At 72.5% G+C, this 17,471-nt stretch carries 15 protein-coding genes; 5 read left to right on the top strand and 10 right to left on the bottom strand.

What is annotated here, in order from left to right; genetic code table 11:
- Positions 1 to 15: 15 nt before the first annotated feature.
- Positions 16 to 858 carry a nitrilase-related carbon-nitrogen hydrolase gene (locus tag JW613_RS18340; protein WP_209211892.1) on the bottom strand — a complete coding sequence of 281 codons (843 nt, stop codon included), beginning with the start codon at positions 856 to 858 and terminating at the stop codon, positions 16 to 18.
- 244 nt (positions 859 to 1,102) lie between these two features.
- Here JW613_RS18340 and JW613_RS18335 point away from each other — a divergent pair, with 244 nt between their 5' ends.
- The gene (locus JW613_RS18335; RefSeq protein ID WP_209211891.1) at positions 1,103 to 2,719 is read left to right on the top strand and encodes an alpha/beta fold hydrolase; all 1,617 of its coding nucleotides are present in this window, start codon (positions 1,103 to 1,105) and stop codon (positions 2,717 to 2,719) included.
- Here JW613_RS18335 and JW613_RS18330 read toward each other — a convergent pair.
- Positions 2,661 to 3,122: a hypothetical protein gene (locus tag JW613_RS18330; RefSeq protein WP_209211890.1), complete on the bottom strand. Its 462-nt coding sequence runs from the start codon at positions 3,120 to 3,122 to the stop codon at positions 2,661 to 2,663. The two genes, JW613_RS18335 and JW613_RS18330, sit on opposite strands and share 59 nt — an antisense overlap.
- A 25-nt stretch (positions 3,123 to 3,147) precedes the next feature.
- Positions 3,148 to 3,873 carry a hypothetical protein gene (locus JW613_RS18325; protein WP_209211889.1) on the bottom strand — a complete coding sequence of 242 codons (726 nt, stop codon included), beginning with the start codon at positions 3,871 to 3,873 and terminating at the stop codon, positions 3,148 to 3,150.
- 317 nt (positions 3,874 to 4,190) lie between these two features.
- Between JW613_RS18325 and JW613_RS18320 the strand changes: the two genes are divergently transcribed.
- From JW613_RS18320 to JW613_RS18310, 3 genes are all read left to right on the top strand, one after another.
- Complete coding sequence (locus JW613_RS18320; protein WP_209211888.1) at positions 4,191 to 4,922, top strand: Crp/Fnr family transcriptional regulator; 732 nt, start codon at positions 4,191 to 4,193, stop codon at positions 4,920 to 4,922.
- A gap of 170 nt (positions 4,923 to 5,092) precedes the next feature.
- Positions 5,093 to 7,600, top strand: coding sequence for an ATP-binding protein (locus JW613_RS18315; RefSeq protein ID WP_209211887.1), 2,508 nt, complete (start codon positions 5,093 to 5,095; stop codon positions 7,598 to 7,600).
- A 60-nt stretch (positions 7,601 to 7,660) separates the two neighbouring features.
- Positions 7,661 to 7,912, top strand: coding sequence for a hypothetical protein (locus JW613_RS18310; RefSeq protein WP_099885033.1), 252 nt, complete (start codon positions 7,661 to 7,663; stop codon positions 7,910 to 7,912).
- 76 nt (positions 7,913 to 7,988) lie between these two features.
- On the opposite strand, the gene JW613_RS18305 is transcribed toward JW613_RS18310, so the two are convergent.
- Together JW613_RS18305 and ggt are read right to left on the bottom strand one after the other, a co-directional pair.
- Complete coding sequence (locus JW613_RS18305; protein WP_209211886.1) at positions 7,989 to 10,349, bottom strand: serine/threonine-protein kinase; 2,361 nt, start codon at positions 10,347 to 10,349, stop codon at positions 7,989 to 7,991.
- A 343-nt stretch (positions 10,350 to 10,692) separates the two neighbouring features.
- Positions 10,693 to 12,597: a gamma-glutamyltransferase gene (gene ggt / locus JW613_RS18300; protein WP_245225890.1), complete on the bottom strand. Its 1,905-nt coding sequence runs from the start codon at positions 12,595 to 12,597 to the stop codon at positions 10,693 to 10,695.
- Positions 12,598 to 12,745: 148 nt separating this feature from the next.
- On the opposite strand from ggt, the gene JW613_RS18295 reads away from it, so the two are divergent.
- Entirely contained in the window at positions 12,746 to 13,465 is a 720-nt protein-coding gene (locus tag JW613_RS18295) for a hypothetical protein (protein WP_209211885.1), read from the top strand.
- 10 nt (positions 13,466 to 13,475) lie between these two features.
- On the opposite strand, the gene JW613_RS18290 is transcribed toward JW613_RS18295, so the two are convergent.
- From JW613_RS18290 to JW613_RS18270, 5 genes are all read right to left on the bottom strand, one after another.
- Positions 13,476 to 14,378: an amino acid ABC transporter permease gene (locus tag JW613_RS18290; protein ID WP_209211884.1), complete on the bottom strand. Its 903-nt coding sequence runs from the start codon at positions 14,376 to 14,378 to the stop codon at positions 13,476 to 13,478.
- Complete coding sequence (locus tag JW613_RS18285; protein WP_209211883.1) at positions 14,375 to 15,019, bottom strand: amino acid ABC transporter permease; 645 nt, start codon at positions 15,017 to 15,019, stop codon at positions 14,375 to 14,377. Before JW613_RS18285 ends, JW613_RS18290 begins: the two co-directional genes overlap by 4 nt.
- 59 nt (positions 15,020 to 15,078) lie before the next feature.
- Positions 15,079 to 15,981 (bottom strand): glutamate ABC transporter substrate-binding protein, encoded by a 903-nt coding sequence (locus tag JW613_RS18280; protein ID WP_209211959.1) that lies wholly within the window; start codon positions 15,979 to 15,981, stop codon positions 15,079 to 15,081.
- 81 nt (positions 15,982 to 16,062) lie between these two features.
- Positions 16,063 to 16,806 (bottom strand): amino acid ABC transporter ATP-binding protein, encoded by a 744-nt coding sequence (locus JW613_RS18275; protein ID WP_099886870.1) that lies wholly within the window; start codon positions 16,804 to 16,806, stop codon positions 16,063 to 16,065.
- 166 nt (positions 16,807 to 16,972) lie between these two features.
- A complete protein-coding gene (locus JW613_RS18270; protein WP_209211882.1) occupies positions 16,973 to 17,416 on the bottom strand; it encodes a DUF6278 family protein in 444 nt (147 codons plus the stop codon).
- Positions 17,417 to 17,471: the final 55 nt, after the last annotated feature.

Genomic DNA, 17,471 nt, shown 5'->3' with positions numbered 1-17,471 from the left:
GCTCCGGCTCCCGGCTCACGGCTGCACCAGCCCTTCGTAGGCGTCGGGGCGTCGGTCCCGGTAGAAGGCCCACTGCTGCCGCACTTCGTCGATCAGGTTCAGGTCCAGGTCGCGGACCAGCAGCTCCTCCTCCTTGTCCGAGGCGACGTCCCCGACGAACTGGCCGCGCGGGTCGACGAAGTAGCTCGTCCCGTAGAAGTCGTTGTCGCCCAGCTCCTCGACGCCGACGCGGTTGATGGCGGCGACGAAGTACTCGTTGGCGACGGCGGCGGCGGGCTGTTCGAGCTGCCACAGATGGGCGGACAGGCCGCGCGAGGTGGCCGAGGGGTTGTAGACGAGCTGCGCGCCGCCCAGCCCCAGGGCACGCCAGCCCTCGGGGAAGTGGCGGTCGTAGCAGATGTAGACGCCGACCTTGCCGACAGCGGTCTCGAACACCGGCCAACCGAGGTTGCCGGGGCGGAAGTAGTACTTCTCCCAGAACCCCTTGACCTGCGGAATGTGGTGCTTGCGGTAGGTGCCGAGCACGGTGCCGTCGGCGTCGATGACGGCGGCGGTGTTGTAGTAGAAGCCGGAGCCGTCGATCTCGAAGACCGGGGAGACGACGACCATGCCGGTCTCCTGCGCCAGTCGGCACATCCGCCGGGTGGTGGGGCCGTCCGGGACCGGCTCGGCCCAGCGGTAGTGCTCGGGCTCCTGCACCTGGCAGAAGTAGGGGGCGTTGAAGACTTCCTGGAAGCCGATGATCCGCGCGCCCCGGCGGGCGGCCTCGCGGGCGTGCTCCTCGTGCTTGGCGATCATCGACTCGGTGTCGCCTGTCCAGGTCGCCTGTACCAGCGCGGCACGTACAAGGTCGGGCATGAGCAGCTCCTTCACGAGGACGTCTCTCGAGGGCGGCAGCCAGTTCGACACGCGTAGATATACGTGAGGTTGAGACCGTAAGTCCCCTCTGCCCGCCTGACAAGAACCCGTACGGAGCGGCGGGCGGCGCATCCCTTTACCGGTCCGTAACCTACTGGCGGGTTACCCCGGGTAGCCCAACGCGCTTACTCTCCAGTCACTTTCACCCCCACCCCTGGGTCACCCTCGACATCTGGAGCAGCGCATGCGCCCCTCCCCCACCTCAGGGCACGTCCGTACCGCCGCCGTCCTCCTGTCCGGGACGCTCTTCACCAGCGGCCTGGCCCTCGCCCCCACCGCGACGGCACAGCCCACCGCGACGGCCCGGCCGGCAGCGGCAGCCGTCACCGGTGTCGACTTCGTCGACATCGAAGGTGACGGCGGCATCACCCTCAAGGGCAACGTCTTCCTCCCCGAGGGCGCCACCGCACACCCGGCCGCCACCCGCACCTACCCGCTGATCGTGCTGCCCACCAGCTGGGCCAGCCCGCAGATCGAATATCTCGCGCAGGCCAAGAAACTCGCCGACTCCGGCTATGTGGTGGTCAGTTACAACTCCCGCGGCTTCTGGCAGTCCGGCGGCCTGATCGAGACCGCCGGCCCCAAGGACATCGCCGACGCCTCCCGCGTCATCGACTGGGCACTGGCCCACACCCCCGCCGACAAGGACCGGATCGGCATGGGCGGCGTCTCCTACGGCGCCGGCATCAGTCTGCTGGCGGCCGGACACGACCCGCGGATCAAGGCCGTCACCGCGCTCAGCGGCTGGGCCGACCTGATCGGCGCCATCTACAGCGGTCGCACCCAGCATCTCCAGGCGGCGGGGCTGCTCGGCGCCTCCGGCGAGCTCACCGGCCGACCGAGCCCCGAACTGCGGGAGATCATGAAGAACTTCCTCTCCTCCGACCTGGCCAAGGAGGACGAGATGATCGCTTGGGGCAAGAAGCGCTCCCCCGCGACCTACCTCGACGAGATCAACGACAACGGCGCCGCCATCATGCTCGGCAACGCCTGGAACGACTCGATCTTCCCGCCCAACCAGTACGCCGACTTCTTCGAGAAGCTGCGCGGGCCCAAGCGGCTGGAGTTCCGCCCCGGCGACCATGCGACCGCCGAGGCGAGCGGTCTGCTCGGACTCCCCAACGACACCTGGTCGCATGCGCACCGGTGGTTCGACCGCTATCTCAAGGACGAGCACAACGGCATCGACACCGAGGCCCCCGTCCAGCTCAAGTCACGGACGAACGGCGGCTACGAGGGCTACCGCAGCTGGCAGGACGTCCCCTCCGGCAGCCGCACCGTGCCACTGGACCGGACGAAGGAGCTGGCCACCGGCAAGGACTCCGGCGCCAACGGCGGCACCGTCTTCCTCACCGGCATCCTCGACCAGTTCCTCAAGCTGCCGCCGGTCGTCTCCGTACCGCTGCTGCCGCGCTCCCGCGCCGCCGTGTGGCAGTCCGAACGCCATGCGCAGGCCACCCGGGTACGGGGCACGGCGAAGCTGCACACGACGGTGACCAGCGACAAGGAGAGCGGCACCTTCTTCGCCCACCTCTACGACGTCGGCCCGCTCGGCACCGGCAAGCTGATCACCCACGCCCCCTACACCTTCCACGACCGCACCCCCGGCAAGCCGTTCGGCGTGGACCTGGAGCTGTTCTCCACCTCCTACGACGTGCCCGCCGGCCACCGGCTCGCCGTCGTCGTCGACACCGTCGACCCGCTCTACGCCGAGTACAACCCGGACGGCGCCCGCCTGGAGTTCAGCTCCCCGAACAACGACCCGTCCCGGGTGACGGTGCCGACGCGGCACGGCGGCTAGCGTGCAGATCGCCCTGCTGGACGGCGAGCACGGTGCCGAGGTCGTGCGCGGTGTTGGTCTGCTGGAAGACGCCGGCCCCGCGCTCCTTCGGGAGGGCGGCGGCGACCTCGGCGGCCAGCTGGGCGAGGGCCTGCCGAGGGGAGGAGTCCGCGTGCAGCAGCGCCGTCAACTCCCCGGACCAGTAGGCGAGCACGGCACGCCGCACCTCGTCCGGTGCTGCGGCGGCGTCGACCAGGGCCGCGTTGTTGTCCAGTTGGGCCGCGAGCGCCGCCCGGCGCTCCTCGTCGCCGCGGTGGAAGAGGCGAAGGAGCCCGGCCCTCGTGCTCTGCCACACCTCCGTGGCCATCGCCGCGACCACCGCCGCGGCTCCGGCCTCGGCCACTGCGGCCAGTTCCTGACTCACCGGCGCTCCTCCCCGTCCACGGCGCTCACCGCCGTCCGTGGTGAATGTTCTGGGTACCGTTCTGGGTCGCGTAGACGACGCCGTTCCCGGACGCCTTGTTGATCATCTTCGGTTCGCCGGAGCCCGCCCGGGCCGGAGCACCGGCCGGTCCGGGCACCGGGGGGACGCCCTCGTGCCCGGGCAGATACAGCCAGGCGTCGGCGGCGTACTCCTTCTCCGCGAGAGAGACCCTTCGGAAGGCCTCCGGCTCGATGCCGGGGTAGCCGTGGTGCACGGTGTCGTCGTAGAAGGGCTGGGAGACGAGCAGCGAGGCGGTCACGGCTTCCGGGGCCCGGGCGAGCGCCGCCCGGGCCGGAGCCGCGTCGAGCAGCCGGGCGAGCACTTCCAGCGGTCGGCCGGTGACCTGGCCTCGCGGGCCCAGGCAGACGTCCCCGGCGTGCAGCGCGATACGGACGCGGATACGTGCCGGGGGCGCTGCCAGCCGGTTGTGGGCGCGCAGGCGGGCGGTCAGATCGTGCACCAAGGGGTGGATCAGCCGCGTCTTCGGGGTGCCGGGCGGCGTGGTGATGCGCATGCCGTCCCCCAAGTCGTCGCGCAGGGAGGCGTGCCAGTCGATGTCGCTCAACTCGAACGACTCCGCGAGCGCCCGCGACAGCGCCTCCCGGATCCGGTGGAGGGCCACGTCGCCGCGTCCGGCCGAGTGTGCGATGTCGACGGCCAGCAGGGCCCGGTGTTCCCGTGTCTGTGTCATACGCTCCTCCAGGGCGGCAGCGGGGCTTCGCGTCAAGTGTCCGCCGGCACCCGGCACACGGCGCGTCTTCGCGGCACACTCCACACTGCCCGGCCCGCGGCGCCCGGAACCCGTCGCCGTACGGGATCCGGCCAAGTCGTGGACGGGGGTCCGCCCGACTCCCGGACAGGGAGGCGCTCAACTCCCGGAAGCGGACCCGCCGAGGCCGTGGAAGGGGGATTTCCCGGCCCGGAGGGAGGACGACGGCGTGCGCCCCGGCGCACACTGGTGGCCCGGGTGCACCCCGGCCGAGGCGGGGCGACGACCCAGGGGGACGGATGCGGGAGACAGGCCGGCGCGGGAACGGCGGTGCGGGGCGAACGGGCCACGAGCCGAACTGGCCGACGCCGAGCCTGCTCGGCGGCCTGGCACGGCCCGCGCGTGACCAGCTGCTCGCGCTGGGGTCCCGGGTGCGGTACGCGGCGGGCCGCGTGCTCATCCGGGAGGCGGAGGACACCGATTTCGTGCTGGTCCTGCTCGGCGGCGTGGTGAAGGTGACGGCCCGGACCGACGACGGGCGGGACGCCCTGCTCGCGGTGCGCATGGGCGGCGACCTCGTGGGCGAGTTCGCCGCGGTGGACGGACGGCCCCGCTCCGCCACGGTCACCACCTGCGGCCCCGTCGCGGCCCGGCTCGTGCCCCGGGGCGACTTCCTCGGCTGCCTGCGGCGCGAGCCTGAGATCGCCCACGCGGTGAACACCGCCGTGGTGACCAAGCTGCGTGCGGCCACCAGGTACCGCGTCGACTTCACCGGTTGCGACGCCCGCACCCGGCTGGCCCGGGTGCTGCACCAGATCGCGATGACCTATGGGGAGCCACTGGGGGCGGGCGCCGTGATCCGCTGGCCGATCACCCAGCCGGAGCTGGCCACCCTGTCCGGCGCCGCCGAACCGACCGTGCACAAGGCCCTGCGCGGGCTCCGCGAGAGCGGAGTCGTCTCCACGGGATACCGGTCCATCACCGTCGAGGACCTGTCCCTGTTGCGCCGTACCGCGTTCGCCGGGCCGTGACGCGGGCCGCGTCCACCACGGCCGGGTGCCCCCGGGGCGGGCAGGGCGCCGAAGCAATCGCGCGGAAACCGTCATTGGACGGTGTCGCCGGGCGGGTTCGTACCTAGCGTGACGCGCGGAGACCAAGTGACGACGAGACGGTCACGCGCGGAGCGGACCGGGGAGGCGGGGTGGCAGTGGAGCAGCCGGAGGACCGCGACGGTGTGACCACCGGACCGGGGCAGCGCCCGCGGGGCGAACCGGGTGACGGTGACACCACCCGCGTCCGGGTGGACATCGGCGGCGACGCCATGGGGCCGATCGTCGCCGGTCACCACAACGTGGTGGTGGACGCGCAGCACGGATCGGCCGTGACCTTGCTGATGGACCGCGAACGGCCCCGGCCGGTGCGCCGGGACCACATCGCACTGCTGCCCGGACGACAGTCGGCCCCGCTGGGGCGGGAGGCGGAGCTGGCCGCACTGGCCGACGCCGTGGCCACCGGCGGCCCCGTGCTGCTGTGGGGGCCGCCCGGGATCGGGAAGAGCACTCTGCTGCGGCACGCAGCACGGAGTCTGCCCCCGGGGCCGGACGGCGTGCTGTTCCTCGCCGCGGCCCATCGGGAGGCGGAGGACCTGGCCCAGGAGATCTTCGAGGCCTGCTACGACACTGCCGGATACGCGCCGCACGCCACCGAACTGCGGCGCTTGATGACCGGGGTGCGGGTGACCGTGTACGTCGACGGCGCCGAACTGTCCGCCGACGCGTTACGGGAGCTGGCGGACGCGGCCCCGGACGCCACGTTCGTCTTCGCCTGCCGGGAGCGGGTGCCGCTGGGCGGGGGCAGGTCCCTGGAACTGGGAGGGCTCGACCGGGAGGCCGGTGTGGAACTGCTGGCCCGCGAGCTGGACCCGACCTCCCCCGAGGACGCGCGCGCCGCCGCCGAGCTGTGGAAGGCGGCGGCCGGGGTCCCCCTGCTGCTGTTGCGCGCCGGGGTACTCGCCCGGCGGGACGCCGCCGGTACGCTGCTGCTGCCCCGGCCCGGCGCGACGTCCGAACTGCTGCCGCTGCTGCTCGACCAGCTCGACGCGCGGGCCGAGAAGGTGCTGCGCCTCCTGGCCGCCCTGGGCGACGCCGAGTTGGGCGTGGTACACATCGGTGCGCTGGCCGAGGTGGCGGAGCCGTACACGGTGTGCGCGCGGCTGGTGGACCTCGGACTGATCACGGCGACGGACGGCGGGTACCGCTGCGCGGTCGATGCCGGGCGGACGGTACGGGAGCGGCACCCGGATCCGTTTCCCGTCGACCGGCTGTGCGAGTACCTCGCCCACTGGGCGGCACAGCCGACCACCGAGCCCGAGCAGGTGGCCGCCCACGCACGGGCGGTGGAGGTCGCGGCGGAGCTCGCCGAGCGGGCGGGACGACCGGACCTCGCCGTCCGGGTCGCGTGGGCCGCCTCCCCCGCCCTGGCCCGCGCACTGCGCTTCGACGCGTGGGGCCGACTGCTCGACAGAGGACGAGGCGCCGCGCAACAGGCGGGCGACGACCGGGCCGTGGCCTACTTCACCCACGAGCAAGGCATCAGGAGGCTCGTCACCGGCCGCCGCGTCCTGGCGGGGGTCCTGCTGGCCGAGGCAGTGGTGCTCTGGCACCAGTTGGGGGACGGTCGCGGGGCCGAGGCGGCGGCGGGCGCCCAGCAGTACGCCCCGCCCCCGCTCTCCGGGTCCGCGGACGGGCCCGGGGCGGCCGCACCGCAGGGGGACGCCGCCCCGCACGCCGACGGCGGCGTCACCGGACAGGGCGGAGGCCCTCCCGGGGGTGACAGCGCGCCACCGGACAGCTTCACCGCCCCGGACAGCGGCCCCTCGCCCGGCAACGACCCCTCCTTCGCCGGTGGTCCGTCCCACGGCGGTGGGCCCACGGCCGACAGCGCCTTCGCCGCGGACCCCGGGGACGTCGGCCAACCGGCGGCCCACGCGGGGGATTTCACGCAGTCGCCCGGCGGCCCGGGTCCCACCGCCCCGGACCTGTCCGGCACCGTGGCGCCGACGCCGCCCGGCGTCGGGGAGAGCGGCGGGCTGACCGGCGGGACGGCGAGCGGCACCCCTGCGGGCGCCTCGGCCGCGACGGCCGCCGGGGGCGGGATGTCCGCGGGCACCTCGGTGCTCGCGGCGCTCGCCGTCATCACCGCTCTCGTCATCGGGGGCGTCGCTGTGAAGAACCACCAGGACTCCACGACGACGGCGAACTCGTCGGCGACCCCGCTTCCGGTCAGGTCGCACACCCCGTCGGCGCCGACGGCTCCCCGGACTCCGACCACCTTTCCGACTCCGACCCGTGCGCAGGAGGAACCGGAACCCCGGCCGTCGCCCACCGGTCTCGCCGGGACGTGGCGGAACAGCCAGGGAGCCGTCATCGTGTTCACAAGGAGCGGTCCCGGGAACTACAAGGCGACCGCCCGTTCGATCTGCGGCAATATCATCGCCTTGAACTTCACCGGCAGCAGCCGGATCTATCGCGGGACGGAACCGCTGTACGAGGTGGACGGTGGCTCCTGCGGACGACGCCTCGGGAACCTCAACACGACCATCACCCTCACAACCTCGGGTGACACAGCCCGCGTCGTGAAAACGCCGCCGTCCTCCATGGAGGGACCGTGCTACGGCTGCGGCAGCTCCGTACTGACCCGTGTGCGGTGACGCCGGTGCGCCGTGGCGCGCCCGTGTGACGCACATCCCCGTACAGGCAGGAGACTTCCCATGAGACCCGCACCAGGCGACAGCTTCTCGGTCCGGATCGGCGGTGACGCCTCCGGGCCGGTCGTGGCCGGCCACGACAACCACGTCGAAGTCCACCGGCCCGCCGACGGCGGCACACCGTCCCCAGATTCGGCGGACGGCGGCCCGACCCAGACCAACACGGCGGACGGGAACAGCACCATGTACACCGTCATGAACGGCGAACTGCACGTCCACCACGACAACGCGTCCGGTGAGCCGCCGGAAGGGTGAACGACTTGGCGACGGCCCGGAGGCGCCACGGGGGCCTCCGGGCCGGTCCGTCGCACGGTGTTGCGAGCCGGACGCCCTAGTCGGAGCCGACGCGGCGGTACACGCGCGGCGGGGTGTCGCCCTCCCGTACCTTGGAGACCCGGATCTCGTCGTCACCCACCGAGGTGATGCTCCATGAACTTCCGGACTCCCCGCAGCCGCCCCCGATGCTGTCCCGAGCCACCTTCTCCGGCCCGTACAGCAGCGTCCTGGCGTGGGCGCCGCCGAGCACGCCCTCCCACTCGCAGCTCCCGCCCTTGTCGTTCTCGCCGGTCACCCGCATGGTCGCGGTACCGACCCGGCCCCGGCTCAGGGAGAGGGTGCGCGCGTCCCCTTCCTCGTTGACGCCCTTCCACTCGCCGGCCATCCCCGAAGGCACCGGTGCGGCCGGATCGCCCGCCTTCCGGAGGGTCGCCGAGAGGGAGCCGGCCGGGTAGGCCCAGGAGAGAGTGCCGTCGCTGTTCAGCTTCAACGTCTGCTCCTTGTACGGGGAGCAGGGGTTGGACGCGGGGTGGCTCGCGGTGATCCGGCTGGTGACCCTCATCCTGTTCCGGAACCCGATGAGGGTCGCCTCGCCCTCGCACATCAGATCCGCCCGGATGTTGACGGTCTTGGCGACGACCTCGCCCTCCTTGCCCTGGGTGATCTCGAACCGCCGGGTGATCGTGGAGCCGTCGGCGTCCTGGACGCTGCCCTGCCAGGCGCCCAGGTACCCCTTGGGAAGCGCGCCGCCGGGAGCGGGGCTGCTGATGTCCTCGGGCGACGGCTTCCCGCTCCCGTCGTCCTCGGTCCCGGGCGACTGCTTCTGCTGGGAGCTGGGCGGCTTGGTGTCCTCGTCGCCCTTGTCGTAGACCCGCAGCGCGACGAAGGTACCGACGCCGGAGACCATCGCCAGCACCACGCCGAGCGCCCCGAGCAGCATCCCGCGGCCGTGCGAGCGTTCCGGCGCGGGTGCCGCCGCCGGACCGTGCAGCGCGTACGGCGGTGGCCACTGGCCGGAGGGGGGCGTGTGCTGCTGTCCGGAGGGGGGCGTGTGCTGCGCGCCGGCTCCGGTCACGGTCGCCATGCCGTGCATCTCGGGGCCGCCGGGGGCCGGCGGTGGGGGCGGGAGTGCGGCGCCCGCTGCGCCCTGCTCCGGCTCGCCGGGGTCCTCGGGCGCTGCGGAACCCTCGCGGCCGTCCGTGTCCGTGCCGCTGCCGTCCGCCCCCGCGGTGGGGGCGCCGTTGCGCCCGGTGCCGGACGCGGCGGGCTCGTCCGCTGCCGGCTCGGCACCCGCCGACGCGGCCGGTCGCGTGGCGGGGGCGTCCGGGCCGGGCGCCGCGGTCGCGGGCCCCTCCCCCGGGGGCGGGGTCGAGGGCGCCGCTGCCGGGGTGGCGGGCTCCACCGTCGTGAGCGAGGGCTCGGCGCCGGGGCGCGGCGGGACCGCCGGGGCCTCGGCGGCCCGGTCGGCCGCCGCCTGGGCGCCGGGGACCTCCACGTCCAGCAGTTGGGCCGCGTGCCGTCCGAGCTGGGCCACCAGGCCGCCCGGCAGCCAGGGTTCGGCGGCCTCCGCACCGGTCGTGCCGGGGCCCGGCTCGTCCTCCGGGTCCGCGGTACGGTCCAGGATCTCCGGCAACCCGGGCCGCTCCGCGACGGGTTTGGCCAGACACGCGGCGATCAGGTCCCGCAACTCGTCGGGGACGCCCGTCAGGTCGGGCTCCTCCTGGGTGATCCGGTACATCTGGACGTGCCCGGCGACGCCCTCGCCGCCGAAGGGGGTGCGCCGTATCGCGGCGAAGGCCAGTACGGAGCCGAGGGAGAAGATGTCGCTGGCCCCGGTCAGCCGGTCGCCGCGTATCTGTTCGGGCGACATGAAGCCGGGCGAGCCGACGACGGCGCCCGTACGCGTCAGTTGGGCGTCCGCGACTGTCTCCAGCGCGCGGGCGATGCCGAAGTCGATGACGCGCGGCCCGTCGATGGTGACCAGGATGTTCGAGGGCTTCACGTCACGGTGGATCAGCCCCGCCTCGTGGATGGCGCCGAGCGCGCGGGCGAGCCGGTTGGCGAGGATGCGCAGCGTACGTACGGGCAGCGGCGCCTTGCGGCCCGCGACGGCCTCGTAGAGGGTGATGCCCGGTATGTAGCCGGTGGCCACCCACGGCGGATCGGCCTCGGTGTCCGCGTCCAGCACCGGTGCCGTCCACTCACCGCCGACCCGGCGGGCGGCGCCGACCTCCTGCTCGAAGCGGTGCCGGAACTCGGCGTGCTCGGACAGCTCCCGCCGCACCAGCTTGACCGCGACGGTGCGGCCGCGCGGGGACTGGGCCAGGTACACGCTGCCCATCCCACCCTCACCGAGCCGCCCCAACAGCCGGTATTCACCGATGCGTTCGGGATCGTCCGCGCGCAGGGACCTCATGCACTCTCCCCCGGTCCGTTCGGCCGCCGTGGGCGGGCCGTCACACAGCTGATGGGAAGCGATCGTACGGCCTGTGATCAGGTGGCAACCACGCGCCGTACGGGCGGCCCACCCCGCGCCCCGCCCGCCGCGCGGATTCCGGCGGGCGGACCCCCGGATCCGCAGGTCGAAGTCGTACGGTCGAAGTATGCCCGGCGAGGACCGCGAACGTACCCGAACCGCTGACCGCGCGGGGATCGGGCACAGGTGACCGCCGCCGCGGCCAAGGGCCGCGGCGGCGCGGGGTCACCCGGTCGTCCTCCTGTTTCCACCTCCGCGACCTTCGGTGCGGAGGTGTCGCTCGTCAGCGTCCCGTCGGCCGGACGACCATCGCCGATCCGCCGCCGCGGCGCTCCGGCTCGGCGGCGGCGCGCCAGCGCCCTTTCTCCAGCCGTCGCACGGCGGTGGCGGCGCCGATCTCCGCAGTCCGGTTGAACGAGTGCCCCAGTGCCTCCAGTTGGCGCCGCACCTTGCTGTTCATCAGTGCGGGTTCGGCGTCGGTCCGCGCGGAGTTGCGCTGACTGGCGCGCGGCGCGGCGATGGCGTCGAGGAGCGGCATCCCGCGGTCGAGGTGGTTGGTGAGGGTCTGCAGCACCGTCGTGATGATCGTGGAGCCTCCCGGTGAGCCGAGCGCGAGCACCGGCTCACCTCGCTCCAGTACGACGGTCGGTGCCATCGAGGAGCGGGGACGCTTCCCGGGGCCGGGCAGGTTCGGGTCGTGGACGCCGGGGGTGACGGGCACGAACGAGAAGTCCGTCAGCTCGTTGTTGAGCAGGAACCCGCGGCCGGGCACGGTGATGCCGCTGCCGCCGGTCTGCTCGATGGTGAGGGTGTAGGCGGCGACGTTGCCCCACTTGTCGGCGACGGTCAGATGGGTGGTGTTCTCCCCCTCGTAGGTGGTGGGCGCCGCCTGGTCGGCGTCGCCGCGCTCGCACTCCTGCGGGTCGCGGGGATCGCCCGGCGCCACCGGGCTCTCCAGTACCTTGCCGTCGTCGATCAGGCAGGCGCGTGCGTCCGCGAACCGCTGCGAGGTCAGCCCCCGGGTCGGCACGTCCTCCTGCGCCGGATCACCGACCCAGCGGCCCCGGTCGGCGAACGCGATGCGGCTCGCCTCCAGATAGCGGTGCAGATACTCCTTCTCGCCTAGGGAGCCCAGATCGCCGCGTTCGAGGATGTTGAGCGCCTCGGCGACGGTGGTGCCGCCGGAGGAGGAGGGCGCCATGCCGTACACGTCCAGCCCCCGGTAGCTGGTGCGGGTCGGCTGCTGCGACAGTGCCTCGTACGCCCGCAGGTCCCGCGCTGTCATGTCGCCGGGCCGCACCGTGCGCTCGGCGCCCTTCGCCACCGGGGGCTTGCGCACCGTCCGTACGATGTCGCGGCCCACCTCGCCGTGGTAGAAGGCCTTGGTGCCCTTGCGGGCCAGCTGCTGGTAGGTGCGGGCCAGGTCGGGGTTGTTGAGCCTGGAGCCGACCTCGGGCAGCTTGCCGCCCGGCAGGAACAGCTTTGCCGTCGCGGGGAAGTCGCGGAACCGGTCCTGGTTGTCCGCCGTCTGCTTCCGGAACGTCTCATCGACCGTGAAGCCGCGCTTCGCCAGCTTCGTCGCGGGCCGCAGCGTCTGCGCCAGCGATTTGGTGCCGAAGGCGCGGAGTGCCTTCTCCCAGGTCGCCGGGGTGCCCGGGGTGCCCACACCGAGTCCGCTGGTGACCGCCTCGGCGAACGGGATCGGCTTGCCGTCCTCGGTGAACAGGTGCTTGTCGGCGCTGCGGGGCGCCGTCTCCCGGCCGTCGACGGTGTGCACCTTGCCGTCGGCCGCGTCGTAGTACACCAGGTATCCGCCACCGCCGATGCCCGCCGAGTACGGCTCGGTCACGCCGAGGGCCGCGGCCGTGGCCACCGCGGCGTCGGCCGCGTTGCCGCCGTTCTTGAGCACCTTGATGCCTGCGGCGGAGGCGTCGGCGTCCACGCTGGAGACGGCGCCTCCGTAGCCGGTGGCCACCGGCGACTTGGCCGGGGTCCCGCCGCCGCGACCTTCCTGCCCCGCGGTGTGCGACCCGTGGTGCGGGCTCGGCGGCACGGCGCCCAGCAGCCCCGCGACCACGGCGCCGGTGCCCAGCACGGCGACGGCGCGGCGCACCGCTGGGCGGCGCCGGACGCGGGTGGCGGGTGCCTGGGGACTCGGCTTCGGAGGGTCGTCGGGAGAGGGCGTCATGGCAGGGGCCTCCTTTGGGTGCTCCGGGAGACAACGCGATCCGCGCAGCGTAATCCGGTTGACGCGGATGCGTCAGCACCCCGCGGTGGGCGGGGACATGCTCACCCCGTCGGTCCGCGCGGCGCGCGAGGGCCTAGGCTGCCGCGTCATGGACGAGAACCTGCGGGAGATCGTGCTCGGTCTGGTCGCCGCCGCGATCACGGCAACGGCGGGCTGGCTGGCCCGCTCCTCCTTGTGGCGCCGCAAACTCCGCCGCAAGCAGCGGTTCTTCGGGCTGCCCGAGAACTCCTCGTGCCTGCTCGTGGTCAACAAGGACCCTGCTGTCGACGAGTGGACGGTGGCCCCCAACGACGTGTTCGCGCTGCTGGAGCTGTCGGCGCTCATCAAGGAGTGCGGTGCCAGGGCGGACGTCGTCGCGCACGACGCCGCCCGGCAGGGTTTCGGTGAGCGCACCGAGATCTGTGTGGGCGGGCCGGTCTCCAACGAGCGGATGGCCGCCCATCTCCGCTCCCTGCTGCCGGGGGTCTCGATGCTCAGGGACGGGGAGAAGCCGACCACCTTCCTGATCGACGGGGAGCGGTACCCGGCGGAGAAGGGGCTCGTCGAGTATGTGCTGCTGGCGCGGCTGACCGCCGGTCAGGACCGGGAGGACGCCCGACCCGTCTTCCTGATCTGCGGCCAGCGGGGCATCACCAACCAGGCGGCCGCGCGGTATCTGGTGCGGCACCATGTGCGGCTGGCCCGCCGGCACGGGCCGAACGGGAACTTCTGCCTGCTGCTGAAGGTCGTCAACTCGCAAGCGTACGGGCCCGATGTGGTCGAGCTGGTCGCCGATGTGACCCGTGCGGCCACGACGGCCCCGGGGTGAGGGATGCCGCTCAGGGGTGGGCGCCGGGCATGGTGGGGGCCGCCTCGGGCGGGCCCACGGAGACGGCCTCGTTCTTGATGTTGCCGCGCTCGCGGCGAGCGACCCAGTTGGCGAACCACGACAGCAGCATGCACAGCCCGATGTAGATGGCCGAGACGACGATCACGACGGGGATGAACGGCATGGTGTAGTCCATGTTGATGGCGATCAACCGCCCGGCGTGCAGGAACTCCTCATAGGTGATCAGGAAGCCGAGCGAGGTGTCCTTCAGGGCGACGACGAGCTGGCTGATGATCGTCGGCAGCATGGCCCGCACCGCCTGTGGCACCAGTACGTACGTCATGACCTGGGTCTTGCGCATGCCGAGCGCGTAGGCGGCCTCCCGTTGGCCGCGGTCGACGGAGAGCACCCCGGAGCGGAAGACCTCCGCGAGGACGGAGCCGTTGTAGAGCGTCAGCCCGGTCACCAGCGCGGGCAGCGGCTGGACCTCCAGGGCCACGAAGACGAAGAAGATCATCACCAGTACGGGCATGGCCCGGAAGAACTCCACCAGCACCGTGCTGACCCACCGCACCGGCCGGTGCTCGGACAGCCGCCCGGCTGCCAGGACGGCGCCCAGGGCGAGGGCCAGTACGGCGGCGAGGGCGAACGCCTTCAACGTGTTGCCGAGGCCGCGCAGCAGGAGCTCCTGGATACCCACGTAGCCGAACGGCCGCCATTTGACGTACGAGAACTGGCCGGTGTCGACAAGGAGATGAATCACCCAGGCGACCAGCGCGGCCAGCGCGAGGCTCGCGGCGATGCCGTAGCCCAGGTGCCTGGCCCGCGCCTTGGGCCCGGGGATGTCGTAGAGCGCCGAGGACGCCTCCTGGGCGGCGCGCGGCGCGCGCTTCGGGCTGGGACCGAGGCTCATCGGGCCACCCCCCAGCGCCGCTCCATGGCATGGAAGAGGGCGCTGATCGCCAGGGTCAGGATCAGATAGCCGACCGCGATCCACACGAAGCTCCACACGACGCTGTAGCCGTTCTCGCTGAGCGTCTTGTAGGTGCTCAGCAGCTCGACGACGCTGAAGGAGCCGGCGATCGCGGAGTTCTTCGCCAGCGCGATCAAGGTGGAGCCGATCGGTGCGATGACGCTGCGGAACGCCTGGGGCAGCACCACGGCGCCCAGCGTCTGACCGAAGGTCATCCCCAGGCTGCGGGCCGCCTCGCCCTGGCCGACCGGCACGGTGTTGATGCCGGAGCGGACCGCCTCGCAGATGAACGAGGAGGTGTAGCAGCCCAGCGCCAGCACCGCGAACAGCTCGAACGGCAGCGCCACCCCGAAGCGGGGCAGTCCCAGCAGCATCGCGAAGAACAGCAGGGTCAGCGGGGTGTTGCGCAGCACCGTGACCCATGTGGTGCCGACCACGCGCAGGGCCCGCACCGGCGCCACCCGGAACCCCGCCATCAGCACGCCCACCGCGAGCGCCAGCAGGGAGGAGTAGACGGTGAGCTTCACCGTCCCCCAGAAGCCCTCGCCGTAGAGGGAGAAGTTCTCTGTCAGTACGTCCATGGAGCCGTTCGCGTTCCTCTCAGCTCGGCAGCTCGGCAGCTCGGCAGCTCATCGGCGCGTCAGCGCGTCAGCGCGGGGTCGACGCGGGGCGGCTCGGGGGCCGGGCGGCCGGAGAGGCCGAGGGTGGCGTCGTAGGCCCGCTTCCAGTCGCCGCTGCGCTCGCGGGCGACGAGGGCCTTGTCCAGCGCCCTGGCCAGGGCCCGGTCCTGGCGGGGCACTCCGATGCCGTACGGCTCCTCGGAGAACGCCTTGCCGACGACCTTGAGGCGCTCGGGGTCCTTGGCCGCGTAGCCCAGCAGGATGGTGTCGTCCGTGGTGACCGCGTCGACCTGGTGGTTGAGGAGGTTGTCGACGCAGATGGCGTAGCTGTCGTAGGCGACGGCCACGGCGCGCGGGTGATCCGCCTGGATGCGCTGGAGCGGGGTGGAGCCCACGGCGGAGCAGATCTTCCTGCCCGCCATGTCCTGCGGGCCCTTGAGCTGCTTCTCGTCCCGGCGCACCAGCAGCCGCTGCCCGGCGATGTAGTACGGCCCGGCGAAGCCGACCAGCTTCTTGCGGCCCTCGTTGATGGTGTAGGTGCCGACGTAGTAGTCGATCTGGCCGTTCTGCAGCGCGGTTTCCCGGTTGGCGGAGGCGATGGCCTTGTACTCGATCTGCTTGTCCGGATCGAAACCGAGCGAGGCGGCCATCATCTTGGCGATCTCCACGTCGAAGCCGGTGTACTCGCCGGTGGCCGGGTTCTTCTCGCCCATGCCGGGCTGGTCCTCCTTGACGCCGACCGTCAGCTCTCCGCGCCGGTGGGCGCTCTTCCAGGTGGGCGAGGAGGGCAGGGAGAAGTCCTCGGCGACGTCGTAGTGCGGCAGCTGCTCGGGCTGCGGCCCGCGCGCCGGGGGGCTGCCGGAGGCCCCGCAGGCGGCGGTGGCGGCCAGCAGGACGGCGGCGACCAGGCCGCGGCCGAGCACACGGGGGCCACCGGCTGAGCTGCCGGTGCCCGAGGGGGCGGTGCGGCTGGGCGGAGTAGGCGTACGCACGACCGTCCCCTCTCAGTGCTTGAGGATCTTGGAGAGGAAGTCCTTGGCGCGCTCGCTGCGCGGCGCGGTGAAGAACTCCTCCGGAGAGCGGTCCTCGACGATCCGGCCGTCGGCCATGAACACCACACGGTTGGCCGCCGAGCGGGCGAAGCCCATCTCGTGGGTGACGACGACCATCGTCATTCCGTCCCGGGCCAGCTGCTGCATGACCTCCAGGACCTCGCTGATCATCTCCGGGTCCAGCGCGGAGGTCGGCTCGTCGAACAGCAGTGCCTGCGGGTCCATGGCCAGGGCGCGCGCGATGGCCACCCGCTGCTGCTGACCGCCGGACAGCTGCGCCGGGTACTTGTGCGCGTGTTCGACGAGGCCGACCCTGCGCAGCAGTTCGCGGGCCTGCGCATGGGCCTCGTCCTTCTTCTTGCCGCGCACCTTCATGGGCGCGAGCGCCACGTTCGCCAGCACGGTCTTGTGCGCGAAGAGGTTGAAGGACTGGAAGACCATGCCGACTTCGGTACGCAGCCGGGCCAGCTCGCGGCCCTCCGCCGGAAGGGGCCGGCCCGCCAGGGTGATGGTGCCGGACCCGACCGTCTCCAGCCGGTTGATGGTGCGGCACAGCGTCGACTTCCCGGAGCCCGAGGGACCGATGACGACGACGACCTCGCCGCGGCCCACGGTCAGGTCGATGTCCCGGAGCACATGCAGCGTGCCGTAGTGCTTGTTGACTCCACGCAGCTCGATCAGCGGTTCCGCGGGCAGGGCTTCCATAGGCGACGATTCCATAGGATGTGGAAACTATCGGGCCGAATGGGGCACTACCTGGATGACACGCAGCGAGGGGACGCACCGGACGGAGTACATCGACGGAGCACGTCCACGACGCACGCCCGCCGTACCCGCCGGGCGCGGACGCCGGTCGGGTATGTCAGTCCTCGCTGACCTCCGCGTACGCCTGGGACAGCTCGGGGGAACCGGTCTCCGCCCAGGCGCCGCCCTCCTCCAGCACGTCCGCCTCCCGCCCGGACGGCAACCGCACCACCGGCTGACCACCGGAGGAGAGCACCCATCGGGCGCCGGGCACCGTGCGCACCATCACGGTCCCCAGATAGAGCCCGGCGTCCGTGCCGAGCCAGGGGGTGACCTCCGGGTCCTCGCGCCAGTGCGGCAGCAGCTGGTCCAGCGCGGCCAAGGACTCCACGGAGTCGTCCAGTTCGACACCGGCCCCTCGCGCCTGCTCGCGCAGGAGTTCGCATTCGGAGAGAAGCTGCGCCGCGCTCTCCGGGTCGTCCGACAGCCGGCCGGTCGATGCCGCCACCCCCTCGGCATCCGGGTGGGGCTTGCGCCAGTTGTCCAGAAAGGGGAAGTGCATGCGCATCAGCGTGGCATTCGCACACCCCTGGACACCATAGGCGCGCTGTGTGAAC

The organism is Streptomyces smyrnaeus, assembly GCF_017676345.1.
GTDB classification, from domain to species: domain Bacteria; phylum Actinomycetota; class Actinomycetes; order Streptomycetales; family Streptomycetaceae; genus Streptomyces; species Streptomyces smyrnaeus.
This window is presented reverse-complemented; position numbering and strand designations above follow the sequence as displayed.